Below are 14,901 nucleotides of genomic sequence, written 5' to 3' on the forward strand. Positions count from 1 at the left end.
GGAAGTAATCAATCAAGGATCGGTAGACATGAGCGACACGACCAAAGTCAACAACTGGAGCTTTCCTTTCAAGCCCAAGGAGGAAAATCTCAATCCCATTCAACATCTGACCGCGATGGCCAAGGCGGGCGGTGGCTACTACCCCATCGGCAAGAATGGCCAGTGGCATGGCGGCATTCATTTCGATGACAAGACAGCGGTGGTATTCGATCAATCCCAAGTGTGCTGCATTGCCGATGGCGAGGTGATCGCCTATCGAATCGACAAAAGCTATCCCAAAAGCCTCTACCTCAACTCAGCGAAAACCACCTTCTTGGCCCCATTCTCGCGCTGTTTTGTCTTGGTCAAACATCGCCTGGAGGCGCCAGCTTTGCCGCCGAAGGAAGGCGTGACGCCTGTACCGTCCCCCTCCTTGACCTTTTTCAGCCTCTACATGCACCTGCTGGACTGGGACAGCTACAGCAAGGCAGGAGCACCTACAGCCCCCGCCTTTATGGGTGAGACGCTGTACAGCGTGAAGCCCGATAAGGCTGTCGATAGCGTGCGCGGCTTGCGAGTACGTGCAGCCCCCAAGAATGGCGCAGTCACTGCCTTGCTACCCAAAGGCACCAAGGTGAAGGTCGCTCCAGGCACCGACTCTTCCAACTGGCGCAAGTTACTGAGCATCGTGGAAGGCTGCGCCATACCCGCGCTCACAGGCGCAGAGTCGTGGGTCTTCATCAAGGAAATGCAAGCCGTAGCGGGTGAACCAGATACCTTTCTGGTCGCAGACGATGCCGATGATGAGGAGCCGAGCCTTGCCCCACAAAAAGGCCTGAATGTAAGAAAAACGGGTAACGGCAAAAGTAGCGATCCGAAAACCGGCTTGCTCCCTGTTGGAGCAAAGTTCTCGCTCAAGGCTGGAACAACGGCCTATCGGGAATTACAGCAGATCATCGAAGGGCATGACGTATTGCCGCTGTCGGCCAATAGTACTCACAACATAAATGGCTTCGTGCATTTCGGCTCGCTAGAAGCCACTCGCTCGGAACCCGTGTTGGATCAAGTGCATGTATTGCCTAAGCCCTATCCGATCAAGGCTGGCGAGCTGATTGGGCACCTTGGCCAGTACCAGAATCACGATGAAGGGGGTGCCAAACCACTCCTGCATCTGGAGGTTTTCAGTTGTGAGGACGTACCCGCTTTCATCGCCCAAAGCCGGGCATGGGCTAACGGTTTGCCCGATCAACAGAAAACCCTCCTGAAGGTCTACAAGGGTGCCAGCAAACTCATCCCACATCGTGAAGATATCAACGCTAGCAATCCGCCGAAGACCAGCGATGCTGGAACAACCGTCGGCGTAGACCTGATCATTCCGCAAAGCGTGCTGGATGCACTCCCAGCCGACCACAAATTGCAAGCCAGCACGATCATGCCTGGCAGCAGCACACCTGTGGTGAACCGCTGGTGGCGGCTGGACAACCTCCTTGCCGATAGCAGCGGTAACCCCATCAGTGGCTGGCTGGCAGAACAGGAGCCTATTACCACTCGTCATAGCCCCTGGGAGTGGATGGGCTATGACTTCATCAAGGAAACCGGCCGTCCCATCGGCAAAGCTGCTTACTTCTATGATGCCTTGCGTCTACTCACCGACGAGGAGCGCGCCAATTACCGTGCCCTGGTCAGCCAGGAAGACCAGGGGCCAGTAAAGGCAAGGCTGTATAACATCATCGACACCAACCGTGACAACAAGCTCACTGCTACCGAGATACGTAGCGCCTTAGCAAAACCTTGGCATGCACAATCCATCGCACAACTCATTACGCATCATGAAAGCGAGTGGTTCTGGAAGGCCGATAAATGGGAAGAACTGGATCCGTTGATGGGGCATATCCCGTATGTTGATCCGAACCAGAATTGGGAAAGCGAAAAGGCGCGTATCAAGCAATTGAGTTGGTGGGAGAGCTTGAAGGGTAAGGATGGTATCAGTGCAGATGGAAGCGCTTGGCATTTTCAATCCCTCGGGTTTATTGGCTCAATAAACATGCCTAAGAGGCACCCTAGAATATGGGTTGACGGCGAAGAAATAGAGCTGCCGTTTTTGGAGCTTTATGATCAATCCAAGATTGATGAGAGCGATTACGTCCTTGCGGCTAGTGCGTTGGAATGTGAAATTAATGCAATTAAGGCTGTAGCTGTTACTGAAACCGGGGGCACAGGCAGCTATTACAAGGAAGAAAAGGATGATGCAGTGCCGTCAATTTTATATGAAAGACATTACTTCCACCAGTTAACGAGAGGCATACATAGCGGAACGAACCCAGATATATCCAACGCTAACAGAGGAGGGTATGGTAAGTTTAGCGCTCAATACAAAAAACTCCTCAAGGCATATAAGCTTGACTCCAGCGCAGCGCTAAAATCTGCTTCTTGGGGAAGATTTCAAATAATGGGAAGAAATCATATTAGCGCAGGCTATTCAACGGTAGAGAATTTTGTTAGGGATATTAGTATTTCGGAGAAAAATCACCTTAAGGGGTTCGTAAATTTCATTAAGGCTGACAGACGCCTTTTAACCGCTATTCGCGAAAGAGACTGGTTACAATTTGCACTAGCTTACAACGGGCCGGCGCAAGAAGGCTACGATATGAAAATGAGAGAAAACTATGAAGCACTTAGTCGTCGCCGGTAGTTTTGCCGCAAGCATTCTGAGCAACTCTGCTTATGGTGAAAGTCATTTACCTATTGAGGCGGCTTGTCCCGACGGAGAGAAGATTTATTTTTCATGCGAAACAACACGATCTAAATTAATTAGACTCTGCGCTGCGGAAGTAAATGGCAGCACGTCATCTCTCAGCTATTTTTTTGGAACTATAGATAATCCAGAGCTGACTCAGGCTGCTTCGCCAGAAAATAACTTTGAGCCTTTTAGATTTAATCATTACTTTCGATACGGAGCTGACTACTTTAGGGTGAGCTTTGTCAGGGGCGGCTATAGGTATGAGATCTACAAGGACTACGACATGGAAGAAACACCAGCAGAACGCTCTGGAATTATTGTTTCATCTATAAAAGACGCTAGCAAGGAAGTAGATATTGAATGTCGCGGAAAAGCATCTGGAAGTTTATCACCTCTATCCTCAATTCTTAAATGCGACAAGGACAATGCTTTAGGTTGCGCAAACTAGATATTCAATCTAGAAGGGGTTGTGATGTGAGTGGCCACAGGAGCTGAAAGGGAGCAGATTACTTTCTTGGCTGGCGAGCTTCTAAATAGATGACCTATCCCGTTTACCAGGGTGATATGGACTAGCCGCTATCACAGGCAATTCGAGCCGTTATTAGCTGGTCCGGTGATCGCTACGTGGCTGCATATCTTTTTGCAAGCCAAATGGCTTGCCGCCTAATTGCCGACAGTAATTCTATATTAATCCACTCAGCTGCCAAAAAATGATGACAGAACATACGCTCCTGCGCTCTAAAAGCCGAATAACGTATTGTAAACCGGCGACATCTTATTGCCATCACCCCACAACCCTGCCATAAACGCGCTTTCGCCATGACGCTACAAGGAAGTAACGATGCGATTGCTGCGACGCGCCCTGCTTGGGCTGGTGTTGCTGGCCCTGCTTGCGGCCGGGGTTGGTCTGTATTTCGTGGCCTATCGAACCTGCCGGACTATCAGCCTCCGGCTCGACTTAATTACCTCGATCAATGGAGCGAGGCGGACCGGCAGACCTATTACTACACGCCGCAAGGCACGCAGGTTAAAGGGCTGGAGTACGACTGGTTCGTCGCGCTGGAGCTGCCCTTCAGCCAGGAAAGGTTCGCCACGCCCGACTATCTCGCCCGCTTCGGATTTCTGGTCGATCCCGCGCAAAAGGCCACCGCGCGGAACCCCGGCAACCTGCCAGTCGGCTTTGCCTGCCATGAAGATGACGAGACCGGTCGCGCCTATCTTGATGTGACCTGCGCGGCCTGCCACACCGGCGAGTTGCGCTACGGGGGTCAGGCCATTCGTATCGACGGTGGCGCCGCGATGCATTCGCTGGCCTCCACCGTACCGACCCTGCGCGGTGGCGCCTTTGGCCAGGCGCTCGGCATGAGCATGGCCTTCACCTATTACAACCCGCTCAAGTTCCGTCGCTTCGCCGAGCAGGTGCTGGGCGAACGTTACGAGCAGGACCGCGCCCAGCTGCGCCACGATTTCAAGCAGGTGCTCGATCGCCTGCTCGGCACCGCTTACAACGACTGGCACCGCGGCCTCTACCCGACCGAGGAAGGCTTCGGCCGGACCGATACGTTCGGCCGCATCGCCAACACCGCCTTTGGCGACGCGCTGGATCCGGCCAACTATCGCGTCGCCAATGCGCCGGTCAGCTATCCACAGGTGTGGGATATCTGGAAGTTCGACTGGGTGCTGTGGAACGGTTCGGCCATGCAGCCGATGGCGCGCAATATCGGCGAGGCCCTGGGTGTTGGCGCCACCCTGCCGGGTTCTACCCCACCGGCGAAAACAGCTTATGGCATGGCGGCGTGCATTTCGACGAAGGCACGGCCGCTGCATTCGACCAGTCGAGCGTGCGCTGTATCGCCGACGGAGAAGTAATTGCCTACCGCATCGATGAACGCTACCCGGTCAGCGAATTCACCGACGAGATTCCCTTGGTCAAGCGTGCACCCTTTTCCACGGGGTTCGTGCTGGTCAAGCACAGCCTGCAGCCGCCGCCGCTGAAGAACGCTGACGGCAGCATCGTCGAAGGGCAAACCCCTCCAAGTCTCACTCTCTACAGCCTGTACATGCACCTGCTGGATCGGGCGGGCTACCAGGCACAAGCGGACCTTCCGCGCCCTGCCTTCTGGGAAACCAAACGCTATACCGTAAATACGCAGCACGATGGCCTGAGCGTTCGCGCAGGCCCGAGCAAGCACACCACCAAGCTGTCGGAGCTATCCAAGGGTGCCGAGATCACCATCGGCGAGACGGAAGGCGAGTTCAGCAAGCTGGTCAGCCTGCTCAGCGGGACGGCACAACCCGTCCTATCACCTGACGACGAGGGGCAACTGCCCGGCTATGTATCCACCAGCTTGCTCAAGCCGCACAGCGAGCCAGCGGAATACGGCAAGGTCGTCGTTCTTAACAGCGGAGTGCCGATCAAGGCGGGTGACCTTATTGGTCATCCCGGTCTGTACCAGAACCACGACAGCGCCGCCCAGCACATGGTCCATGTCGAACTGTTCAGCTGCGACGATGTACCCGCCTTTATCGCCCGGAGCCGCGCCTGGGCCAGCCGCTTGCCGGACGACCAGAAAACCCTGCTCAAGGTCTACAAAGGTGCGAGCAAACTGATCACCCATCGGGACGATATCAATGCGGAGAACCCGCCCAAACTGGACGATGATGGCACGCAGATCGGCGTCGACCTGATCATTCCGCAGTCCTTGCTGGATGGGCTCCCCGCTTCGAGAAAAATCCGGGTCAAGGATGGCGCTGACAACACCATGCATTGGTGGCGGCTGGACGGCCTGTTCGCCGACGCTGACGGCAACCCCATCGACGGCTGGCTCGCCGAGCAGGAGCTGATCACTACTTGCCATAGCCCGTGGGAGTGGGAAGGCTTCCAGTGCATCGAGGAAACCGGAACGCCCGTCGAAAAGCTCGCCTACGCCTTCAATGCCAGGGGCCTGCTGAGCGCGGACGAACAGCACAACTATCGGGCGCAGATCAGCAAGGCTGATGGCGGTCCCATCTTGGCGCTGGCCCGGCTGCATGACATCGTCGACACCGATAAGGACGGTGTGCTGACCAGCAAGGAAATCCGTACCGCGCTAGCCAAGCCATGGCAGGCGCAGGCCCTCGGTCAGTTGATCATCCGCTATGAAAGCGAGTGGCACTGGAACAAGAGTAAGTGGGATGAGCTTGATCCGTTGCTAGAGGAAGATGCTGGAAAGCCGAATCTAATTTGGCAGACTGAAAAGCAGCGGATCAAGGCGCTGAGCTGGTGGGCTGTTGTTGCGGAAGCGTTAGATTTTAGCCCGACCGGGAATGTTTGGCATGTTCAGCCTTACTCGCTGCCGCTTATCTTCAACGGCAAGCCCAAAGATCTGATTACTTTAGAAATGCTAAAAACAGCAAATTCTCAAATCAGCGATGAATATGCCAAAGCCATTCTTCCCCACCTCAACAAATATGCATTGCTATACAACATAAATACGCCACTGCTTATTGCGCATTTCCTAAGCCAAGTAGGTCATGAAAGCGGCTTCAAAGTGAGATCCGAGAACCTAAGTTACTCTGCCAAGCGCATGCGAGAAGTATTTGGCTGCCGGAACAATATACGCGGTTACGATACGAGCACGGACGACTGCAAGATATTTCCTAGGCTAAGGCCAAAGCTATGGACCGAGCCCGCCAAATATGAAAGAAACCCAGAAAACCTAGGCAGCTATGTTTATGCTGGCCGAAACGGAAACGGTGATGAAGAAAGCCGTGATGGATATAAATATCGTGGCCGTGGGATAATTCAGCTTACCGGCAAAAACAATTACATCGCCTACACTCGCATACATAATGAAAAAAATGAACAAGACCACCAAGACTTTGTAAAAAATCCAGATCTGGTTACCAGCAATCTTCAATATGGTATTGAATCCGCCTTCGTCTGGTGGGAAATCAATGATGTGAACAGAAGAATTCTTAAATCTTATAATGCAAGAACCCAGAGAAATATTACCGATCACGTCGCGGACGTTTCTGCAATCGTTAACGGCGGAACAATCGGACTACCCGAACGCGTCCGACTCTTCAAGTCGCTCCGTGGACTTCTGAACAATGAACCTACTTAAATCATTACTTATTTCGATCCTCCTAGTTAATATTTCTGTTGCCGAAGACCTGACCCAGCACCTATCTCCCAGATTTTTTGGAAGCAATGAAATACAGTTTTCTTATAGCGTCACCGACGGAGATGAAAAGGCCCTAACGGCAGCGTTAATCCTAGAGGGAGAGCACCGGGTGTTTCTTCCTGCGCAATGTGACCCGGAGGGTGGACAACCTTCGCTCAGTAGCGCCTATTCTCTCGCGCTACCCGACGGGACTGCTGCATTAGTTATTACCTGCTCTTATGAGCTAAACCACAGCGGTTTAGGCATCAAAGGAACGCAATACGTCAGTTATGTATTTAAAGAGCTTGCTGGCTCAATCGTGAGGGCTGAGACTCTTGAACGGCTTATCTCTGGTTACGAGGGGACCGCAGAGCAGGAAGAAAAACAATATTTTTTTTATAGAAAAAGTGAACTATCCAAGCGGAAATTGAAAGATGGAAAAATTGATTCTGTGGAACTTATCCATAAAGTAGTTCTCGACAGACTGGAAGATCACGACTATGGAGCAATCAGAGCTTATGCTTCCGATGAAAAAATCAAAATAACAGTCAGCAAGCCACCGGTTAACAAATCCGAAATACCTATCTATAACGATATCGGTTACGCGCTGGCTGAAGCGCGTGATTTCGACTTAGCGCTTGAAGTGCTTCTAAACGTTGAAGACATTGCACCTGAACGCACAGTCCTTATGCTGAACATTGCCGATAGCTTTTGGGGAAAAGGGCTCCAAGGAAAGGCGAAACATTACTACGCCAAGTATGCTTCAAAAATGAAAAAATCCGGAAGGGATAAACTAATACCCTCCAGAGTAACCGCACGGTTGTCGACCGCAGCACAGTGATACAGAGATATCTATGTGGCTGCCATGAATTTCGAACAAAGCGATCTACGGTTAGCTAGCTTTTGGCCATCAAAACCGAGCAACTGGCACATTGCCATCGCCCATCAAGCCTGCGATAAACGCGCTTTCGCCATGACGCTACAAGGAAGTAACGATGCGATTGCTGCGACGCGCCCTGCTTGGGTTGGTGTTGCTGGCCGTGCTTGCGGCCGGAGTTGGTCTGATTTCGTGGCCAATCCGAACCTGCCGGACTATCAGCCCCCGGCTCGGCTTAACTACCTCGATCAATGGAGCGAGGCGGACCGACAGACCTACTACACGCCGCAAGGCACCCAGATTAAGGGGCTGGAGTACGACTGGCTTCGTGCGCTGGAGCTGCCCTGCAGCCGGGACAGGTTCGCCATACCCAACTATCTCGCCCGCTTTGGCTTTCTGGTCGATCCCGCGCAACGAGCCACTGCGCTGAAGCCCGGCAACCTGCCGGTCGGCTTTGCCCGCCACGAGGATGCTGAGACCGGTCGCGCCTATCTGGATGTGACCTGCGCGGGCTGCCACACCGGCGCGCTGCGCTACGGGGGTCAGGCCATTCGTATCGATGGCGGCGCGGCGATAACGGCTTATGGCATGGCGGCGTCCACTTCGACGAAGGCACGAGTGCTGCATTCGACCAGTCGAGCGTGCGCTGTATCGCCGACGGAGAAGTAATTGCCTACCGCATCGATGAACGCTACCCGGTCAGCGAATTCACCGACGAGATTCCCTTGGTCAAGCGTGCACCCTTTTCCACGGGGTTCGTGCTGGTCAAGCACAGCCTGCAGCCGCCGCCGCTGAAGAACGCTGACGGCAGCATCGTCGAAGGGCAAACCCCTCCAAGTCTCACTCTCTACAGCCTGTACATGCACCTGCTGGATCGGGCGGGCTACCAGGCACAAGCGGACCTTCCGCGCCCTGCCTTCTGGGAAACCAAACGCTATACCGTAAATACGCAGCACGATGGCCTGAGCGTTCGCGCAGGCCCGAGCAAGCACACCACCAAGCTGTCGGAGCTATCCAAGGGTGCCGAGATCACCATCGGCGAGACGGAAGGCGAGTTCAGCAAGCTGGTCAGCCTGCTCAGCGGGACGGCACAACCCGTCCTATCAGCCAATTATGATTTGGGGTATGAAAGAAGGGATTTTTACCGGAAAAAACTGAGCGGCTATATTAGCGCTGCTGGGGTAGATTATGTAGAGGCTCGTAGAATAATCAACGGCTCTGATCAGCAGCAACTTATAGCCGGCTATGCAAGAAAGTTTGAATCTATCCTAAGAAAAACGTCCTCGGCAAAGGAAATCTTCGCTCCATGAAACACGTACGGTTTTTAGCTCTGCTTATCTCACTAACGCTGACCACCAGCGCACACGCAAGCGCTTACACCATTTCATCCAACGATGACGGGGTGGCGGAAATCTATACGGCAGACATGGATGCGGGCACTCTGACGATCAAGCAAGGAACGGAAACGACAAGTATCACCGACATTGTTGGCTACGCAGGGCAGACAGCCAGAAGATTGGTGCGGTTCAATGGCGGGCCCGCATTGAGCTATGAAAACTCTGGATCGAATACACATTTCGAAGTCTTTTATACCCTAAAAGTCAAAAATAATATTCCTCTTATCGACTGCATATACAGCAATATTCGCAACGGGCAGAATGGTGCCTCCATTCGAAAAGCTGTTTGCAACCTTAACAAAATACTATCGAGCAATTACCAGGATACAGCTTTTCATTACCCAGACGCCTGGATTGAGGAGTCTAATAGAGCGTCCCTACAATCTGTTATGGCTGAGCCTGCTGAAGCCGCCGTAACACCCCTCGGCAAGCTAGGCAATGTGCTTGTTTCGCTGCGCTACGACTCGATCGAAGATCTAATGTCCGCTACTCCGAAAACCATAGCGTCAGCAGCCGGGAAAATTTATGTAGTGACCACCGGTAACGCTTATTTGGTGTATGACGTCGATGGTGTTACAGCATCAGCACTGGATGTGGAAACGGACCCTGCCGCACATTCATTGAAGCGCCTGACAGCTACAGAGCTATTGCAAGCTATTAAGAAAAACTAAAATCTCTCACCGCCTGAGGCCCCCGCCCAATATGACGCTTAGAATTATACACGCCAGCATCTATACCATGATTCTGGCACTTACTGCTCCAGTTACAGCAGCAATGGAACGTCTACCACCATTTTTTCACTGCAAATCGGAATCCGATAGAACCCTAGAGCTATATAAACAGAACAATACGATCAGCTATAAATTTGGGCATCCGGGCCGCACACCCGAGCTTGAACTAAATAGATTAGTGGATGAGGTTGACATATCAATAGGTAACGCGACCGGCAGCGAACTGAGTAACTCTGTCACGTTCACCAATGGCGCCTATTCGTATACGGTCACATCCAGAATTAACAGAGTGGCTGATGTCCAAGTACCCGAGCACGGCATATTAGTTAAGAAAAACTCTAACTACTTAACTTATATCCCATGCATTTCAGCCTCCGTGAAGGGAAGTTTGCTTGACATTGAATAACTGCCCGAACACGCATTCACCCTTATCTGTCACCGCAAAGGCGGCGACATCTTATTGCCATCGCCTCACAACCCTGCCATAAACGCGCACTCGCCATAACGCTACAAGAACGTACCTGCGATAGCTGCGCCGAGCCCTGGGGCTGTCTTGTTATTGGCTGTGCTTGCCGTGGGGGTCGGGCTGTATTTCCTGGCCTACCCGAACCTTCCAGAGTATGAAGTGCCCGAAGCGTTGCATTATCTGGAGCCGTGGGACGCCACCCAGCGACGGACCTACTACTACACACCGCAAGGCACCAGATTAGGGGCTGGAGTACGACTGACTTCGTGCGCTGGAGCTGCCTGCAGCCGGGACAGGTTCGCCATACCCAACTACCTCGCCCGCTTTGGCTTTCTGGTCGATCCCGCGCAACAAGCCACTGCGCTGAACCCCGGCAACCTGCCGGTCGGCTTTGCCCGCCACGAGGATGCTGAGAGCGGTCGCGCCTATCTGGATGTGACCTGCGCGGCTACCACACCGGCGAGCTGCGCTACGGGGGTCAGGCCATTCGTATCGATGGCGGCGCGGCGATGCCTCTCGAGCGCGCGCCCGCCTGCTTTGCCCTGTAGGTGCGGCAGAACGCCGGGCACTAACTGCCCATCGAGGACACCAGCATCAGTGGGATGAGGCCATCGCTCCATTCGAGACGGTCGCCGACATCTTGCCGCCGCAGGACTTCGCCCGTCCCCGAGCAGAATCTCCCCTGCGACAACCTCAGCTTTAACCCACGGCATGCACTGCCGGAGCATCGCCCCATCGGTGAGATCCACCGGCTGCGCAATGACATCCACCGGCTGCGCAATGTGGTGTACGAGGCGATCAGCAGCACCGGCTCGAGCGTAACGGCACGTTTTGACGCCTCCGTGGTGGCCCATGGATCAGCAGCAGGCGCCCCCGGACGGTTGCCGACCACGAGCCGCCCGGTCCTGTCTTGCCGAGCGGAGCCCTGCTAGCATCAATCAGGACTCCAGCGCCCGATATAGGCACCCGTTTGCAGAAGATGAGCGCCACCTCGTCCCCGTCGCCCGGTTCGGTAACCCTCGATCAAGGGGCTTCGCCGTTGCGGGTGCGTGTCGTCGGTGACTGGACTCTCACCCACTACGCGATGCTGCGCCATGAAGTGCAGCGGCTCGGGGAGCGAATCGACGCACGCAGCCAGGTCGAGCTCGACGGGTTGGGTGCACTGGATACGGCCGGCGCCGGCCTGCTTGTCGAGTTGCTCGGCCAGGAGCGCATCGCCGCGATCGAGGCCTGGGCGCCCGAGTTGCCGGCCGAGCGGCTTGCGCTGCTGCGTAGCGTCGCCAGATCGATGGATCAGCCGGAAGCGGAGCCGCCTGAGCAGGGCTACGAGTTTGGCGACGTGCTGGCCCATATCGGCCGCACGATGCAAAGCATCTGGCGGCAGCAGCGTGACCTGCTCGGTTTCATCGGCCTGACGCTGCAGACCCTGGCCCTGACCCTGCCGCGCCCGAGGCGCTGGCGCTTGACCGCGCTGGTCGCGCACATCGAGCAGACCGGGCTGAATGCGATTCCCATCGTCGCCCTGCTGACCTTCCTCGTCGGCGCCGTGGTGGCCTTTCTCGGCGCCACGGTGCTCGCCGACTTCGGCGCGACGATCTATACCGTGAGCCTGATCGGCTTCGCCTTCCTGCGCGAGTTCGGCGTGCTGCTGGCGGCCATCCTGTTGGCGGGCCGCAGTGCCAGCGCCTTCGCCGCGCAGATCGGCTCGATGAAGTCGAACGAGGAGATCGATGCGATCCGCACGCTGGGGCTGAGCCCGATCGAGCTGCTGGTGCTGCCGCGAGTGCTGGCGATGCTGATCACGCTGCCGATCCTTACTTTCATCGGCATGCTCTGCGGCATCGTCGGCGGCGCGGTGGTGTGCGTGCTCGCCCTGGATATCTCGCCCACGCTGTTCCTCACCATCCTGCAGCGCGACATCGACCTGGTGCATTTTCTCGTCGGCATCGGCAAAGCCCCGGTGTTCGCCTTCGTGATCGCGGTGATCGGCTGTCTGGAGGGCTTCAAGGTAAGCGGCAGCGCGCAATCGGTGGGCGAGCACACCACCTCCAGCGTGGTGCAATCGATCTTCATGGTCATCCTGCTGGATGCCATCGCCGCGCTGTTCTTCATGGAGATGGGCTGGTGACGGGCGAAACGCTGATTCAGGTACGCGGGCTGGTGAATCGCTTCGGCAGCCAGACCGTGCACGACGGCCTCGATCTGGATATTCGCCGTGGCGAGATTCTCGGTGTGGTCGGCGGCTCGGGTACCGGCAAGTCGGTGTTGCTGCGCAGCATCGTCGGCCTGCGGCGGCCCAATGCCGGAAGCGTCAGCGTCTTCGGCGAGAATCTGCTGGAGCTGCCAGCCGCCCGCCGCTCGGAGGTCGAGCGCCGTTTCGGGGTGCTGTTCCAGCGCGGTGCGCTGTTCAGCTCGCTGAACCTGCAGGAGAACGTGGCGCTACCGCTGATCGAGCATGCCGGGCTGGCGCGCCAAGACGCCGAGCACCTGGCGCGACTGAAGCTGGCGCTGGCTGGGCTGCCACCCACTGCAGCCTGCAAATACCCTGACGAGCTGTCCGGCGGGATGATCAAGCGAGCCGCTCTGGCCCGTGCACTGGCACTCGACCCCGAAGTACTGTTTCTCGACGAACCCACCGCCGGGCTCGACCCGATCGGCGCAGCGGCATTCGATCAGTTGATCCTGACGCTGCGCGACGCGCTGGGGCTGAGCGTCTTTCTGGTGACGCACGACCTCGACACGCTCTATACCATCTGCGATCGGGTCGCCGTGCTATCGCGCAAGCGGGTACTGGTCGCCGATCGCCTGGCGGTGGTCGAACAGACCGACGACGCCTGGATCCGCGAGTATTTCCATGGCCCCCGGGGCCGCGCGGCGCAGCAGGCCGCGGCATTGCAGGAGAATCGCTGAATGGAAACCCGTGCCCATCATGTGCTGATCGGCCTGTTCACCGTGCTGGTGGTCGGCGGCGCGCTGCTCTTTGCGCTGTGGCTCGGCAAGTCGAGCATCGACCGCGAATACGAGTATTACGAGGTCGACTTCAACCGGGCGGTCAGCGGTCTGTCCACCGGCAGTTCGGTGGAATACAGCGGCATCAAGGTCGGCGACGTCGAGCGCCTCTGGCTCGAGCCCGACGACCCGCGCAAGGTTCGTGCGCGCATCCGTGTCTATGCCGGCACGCCGATCAGGCAGGACACCCGTGCCCGCCTGGCGCTGGCCAACATCACCGGGGCGATGGTCATCCAGCTGCACGGCGGCAGCCCGGAAAGCCCGCTGCTGGTCGGCAAGCGCAGCGATCCGCCGCTGATCATCGCCGACCCCTCACCGCTGAGCGCCTTGCTCGAGAACGGCGAAGACCTGATGAGCAACGTCAACAGCCTGCTGATGAACGCCAATGCGCTGTTCTCCGAGGAAAATGCCGGGCGCATCGGCCGCACCCTCGAACACCTGGAGCAGGCCACCAGCGTGCTGGCCGAACAACGGTCGGACCTGTCGGCGGCGCTTGGGCAGCTCAGCCAGATCACCGAGCAGACCAACACCGCGCTCGGCGAGATCACCCGGCTGACGCGCAGCGCCAACGGCCTCCTCGATGAAGAGGGGCGCGCCCTGCTGGTCAGCGCGGCGCAGTCGATGCAGGCGCTGGAGCGCTCCACCGAGCGGCTGGACAGCTTGCTGTCGGACAATCAGGGCGCCTTGAATAATGGGCTGCAGGGCTTCAACGATCTGGGCCCGGCGATCAACGAGCTGCGCGCCACGCTCGGTTCGCTGCGCCGGGTGACGCAGCATCTGGAAGACAACCCGAGCGGCTTCTTGCTCGGTCGGGAAAAGCTCGAGGAATTCGAACCATGATCCGTTCATCGCTGCGCTCAGGCGCGCTCGCCGTTCTGCTCGGCCTGCTCTCGGCCTGTTCGATCCTGCCCGAGGCCGAGCCGCTACGCGCCTATCTGCTGCCGACCTCGGTCAGCCCGCTCGCGCGCAAGGCACCGGAACAGGGCCCGACGCTGCGCATCCTCACGCCGCAGTCCAGCCGGTTGCTGGCCACGCCGCGCATCGCAGTGATTCCCGAGGGTAGCCAGATCAGCAGCTACCGCGGCGCACGCTGGAGCGACGCGGCGCCGATTCTGCTGCGCGATCGGCTGATCGAGCGGGCCCAGGGCAGTGGCCAGTTCGCCTCGGCGATCAGCGAAGACGCCCCGCTGCAGGCCGATCGCGACCTGGTCAGCCAGTTACTGGCCTTTCAGGCCGAGTATGTCGAGGGCCGGCCGGTGGTGGTGATTCGGCTGGACGCACAGCTGGCCGACGGCCAGAGCCAGCGCGTGCTCGCCAGCCGCCGCTTCGAAATTCGCCAGCCGAGCCAGGGTCGCGAGGTGAATCAGGTGGTGAACGCCTTCGGCCAGGCCACTGACGAGCTCGGCCGACAGCTGCTGGAGTGGCTGGCGCAGCCGTGACACCGGCCAACCGTTCGTCCGCCTGCCGATCGCGCACAGGGCGATCCGCACCTTTATTGACCTGGGCAAGCGCAGCAGTCACACAACTGCCCTAGGCTGGCCCGAGGCAACACCTGAA

General features: G+C 56.8%; 10 protein-coding genes and 4 pseudogenes. All 14 read left to right on the plus strand.

Annotated features, from left to right (window positions below):
* Window positions 1-28: 28 nt before the first annotated feature.
* The 14 genes and pseudogenes from AC0KXH_RS19140 to AC0KXH_RS19205 all read left to right on the plus strand — a co-directional run bounded on the left by AC0KXH_RS19140 (window position 29) and on the right by AC0KXH_RS19205 (window position 14,783).
* Window positions 29-2,671: an N-acetylmuramidase family protein gene (locus AC0KXH_RS19140; RefSeq protein ID WP_488223889.1), complete on the plus strand. Its 2,643-nt coding sequence runs from the start codon at window positions 29-31 to the stop codon at window positions 2,669-2,671.
* On the plus strand, window positions 2,646-3,167 hold the full coding sequence (locus tag AC0KXH_RS19145; RefSeq protein WP_439931930.1) for a hypothetical protein: 522 nt from the start codon (window positions 2,646-2,648) through the stop codon (window positions 3,165-3,167). The genes AC0KXH_RS19140 and AC0KXH_RS19145 overlap by 26 nt, the downstream gene beginning before the upstream one ends.
* A 393-nt stretch (window positions 3,168-3,560) precedes the next feature.
* Window positions 3,561-4,471: pseudogene (locus tag AC0KXH_RS19150) on the plus strand (di-heme-cytochrome C peroxidase); the annotation flags it as partial.
* Window positions 4,472-4,515: 44 nt separating this feature from the next.
* Window positions 4,516-6,825 (plus strand): hypothetical protein, encoded by a 2,310-nt coding sequence (locus AC0KXH_RS19155; RefSeq protein ID WP_488223890.1) that lies wholly within the window; start codon window positions 4,516-4,518, stop codon window positions 6,823-6,825.
* Entirely contained in the window at window positions 6,812-7,705 is an 894-nt protein-coding gene (locus AC0KXH_RS19160) for a tetratricopeptide repeat protein (protein ID WP_312359272.1), read from the plus strand. Before AC0KXH_RS19155 ends, AC0KXH_RS19160 begins: the two co-directional genes overlap by 14 nt.
* 154 nt (window positions 7,706-7,859) lie before the next feature.
* A pseudogene (locus AC0KXH_RS19165) lies at window positions 7,860-8,344 on the plus strand (hypothetical protein); the annotation flags it as partial.
* 38 nt (window positions 8,345-8,382) lie between these two features.
* Window positions 8,383-9,051 (plus strand): SH3 domain-containing protein, encoded by a 669-nt coding sequence (locus tag AC0KXH_RS19170; protein ID WP_439931926.1) that lies wholly within the window; start codon window positions 8,383-8,385, stop codon window positions 9,049-9,051.
* A complete protein-coding gene (locus AC0KXH_RS19175) occupies window positions 9,048-9,809 on the plus strand; it encodes a hypothetical protein (protein ID WP_313282234.1) in 762 nt (253 codons plus the stop codon). The genes AC0KXH_RS19170 and AC0KXH_RS19175 overlap by 4 nt, the downstream gene beginning before the upstream one ends.
* Before the next feature lie 586 nt (window positions 9,810-10,395).
* Window positions 10,396-10,847 (plus strand): annotated as a pseudogene (locus AC0KXH_RS19180) (hypothetical protein); the annotation flags it as partial.
* Window positions 10,845-11,170, plus strand: a pseudogene (locus tag AC0KXH_RS19185) (catalase family protein); the annotation flags it as partial. The pseudogenes AC0KXH_RS19180 and AC0KXH_RS19185, both read left to right, overlap by 3 nt.
* A gap of 144 nt (window positions 11,171-11,314) precedes the next feature.
* On the plus strand, window positions 11,315-12,463 hold the full coding sequence (locus AC0KXH_RS19190) for an MlaE family ABC transporter permease (protein ID WP_041109263.1): 1,149 nt from the start codon (window positions 11,315-11,317) through the stop codon (window positions 12,461-12,463).
* Window positions 12,460-13,245 (plus strand): ABC transporter ATP-binding protein, encoded by a 786-nt coding sequence (locus AC0KXH_RS19195; protein ID WP_043222696.1) that lies wholly within the window; start codon window positions 12,460-12,462, stop codon window positions 13,243-13,245. The genes AC0KXH_RS19190 and AC0KXH_RS19195 overlap by 4 nt, the downstream gene beginning before the upstream one ends.
* Window positions 13,246-14,184: an MlaD family protein gene (locus tag AC0KXH_RS19200; RefSeq protein ID WP_269262954.1), complete on the plus strand. Its 939-nt coding sequence runs from the start codon at window positions 13,246-13,248 to the stop codon at window positions 14,182-14,184. It begins immediately after the preceding gene.
* Window positions 14,181-14,783, plus strand: coding sequence for an ABC-type transport auxiliary lipoprotein family protein (locus tag AC0KXH_RS19205; RefSeq protein WP_061338213.1), 603 nt, complete (start codon window positions 14,181-14,183; stop codon window positions 14,781-14,783). The genes AC0KXH_RS19200 and AC0KXH_RS19205 overlap by 4 nt, the downstream gene beginning before the upstream one ends.
* The last annotated feature ends 118 nt before the right edge of the window (window positions 14,784-14,901 follow it).

Source organism: Stutzerimonas sp. CXK-1 (assembly GCF_057738225.1).

Coding starts and splice junctions, on each gene's coding strand:
- AC0KXH_RS19140 (WP_488223889.1), top strand. CDS start 29: ATGAGCGACACGACCAAAGTCAACAACTGGAGCTTTCCTTTCAAGCCC.
- AC0KXH_RS19145 (WP_439931930.1), top strand. CDS start 2,646: ATGAAGCACTTAGTCGTCGCCGGTAGTTTTGCCGCAAGCATTCTGAGC.
- AC0KXH_RS19160 (WP_312359272.1), top strand. CDS start 6,812: ATGAACCTACTTAAATCATTACTTATTTCGATCCTCCTAGTTAATATT.
- AC0KXH_RS19175 (WP_313282234.1), top strand. CDS start 9,048: ATGAAACACGTACGGTTTTTAGCTCTGCTTATCTCACTAACGCTGACC.
- AC0KXH_RS19190 (WP_041109263.1), top strand. CDS start 11,315: ATGAGCGCCACCTCGTCCCCGTCGCCCGGTTCGGTAACCCTCGATCAA.
- AC0KXH_RS19200 (WP_269262954.1), top strand. CDS start 13,246: ATGGAAACCCGTGCCCATCATGTGCTGATCGGCCTGTTCACCGTGCTG.
- AC0KXH_RS19205 (WP_061338213.1), top strand. CDS start 14,181: ATGATCCGTTCATCGCTGCGCTCAGGCGCGCTCGCCGTTCTGCTCGGC.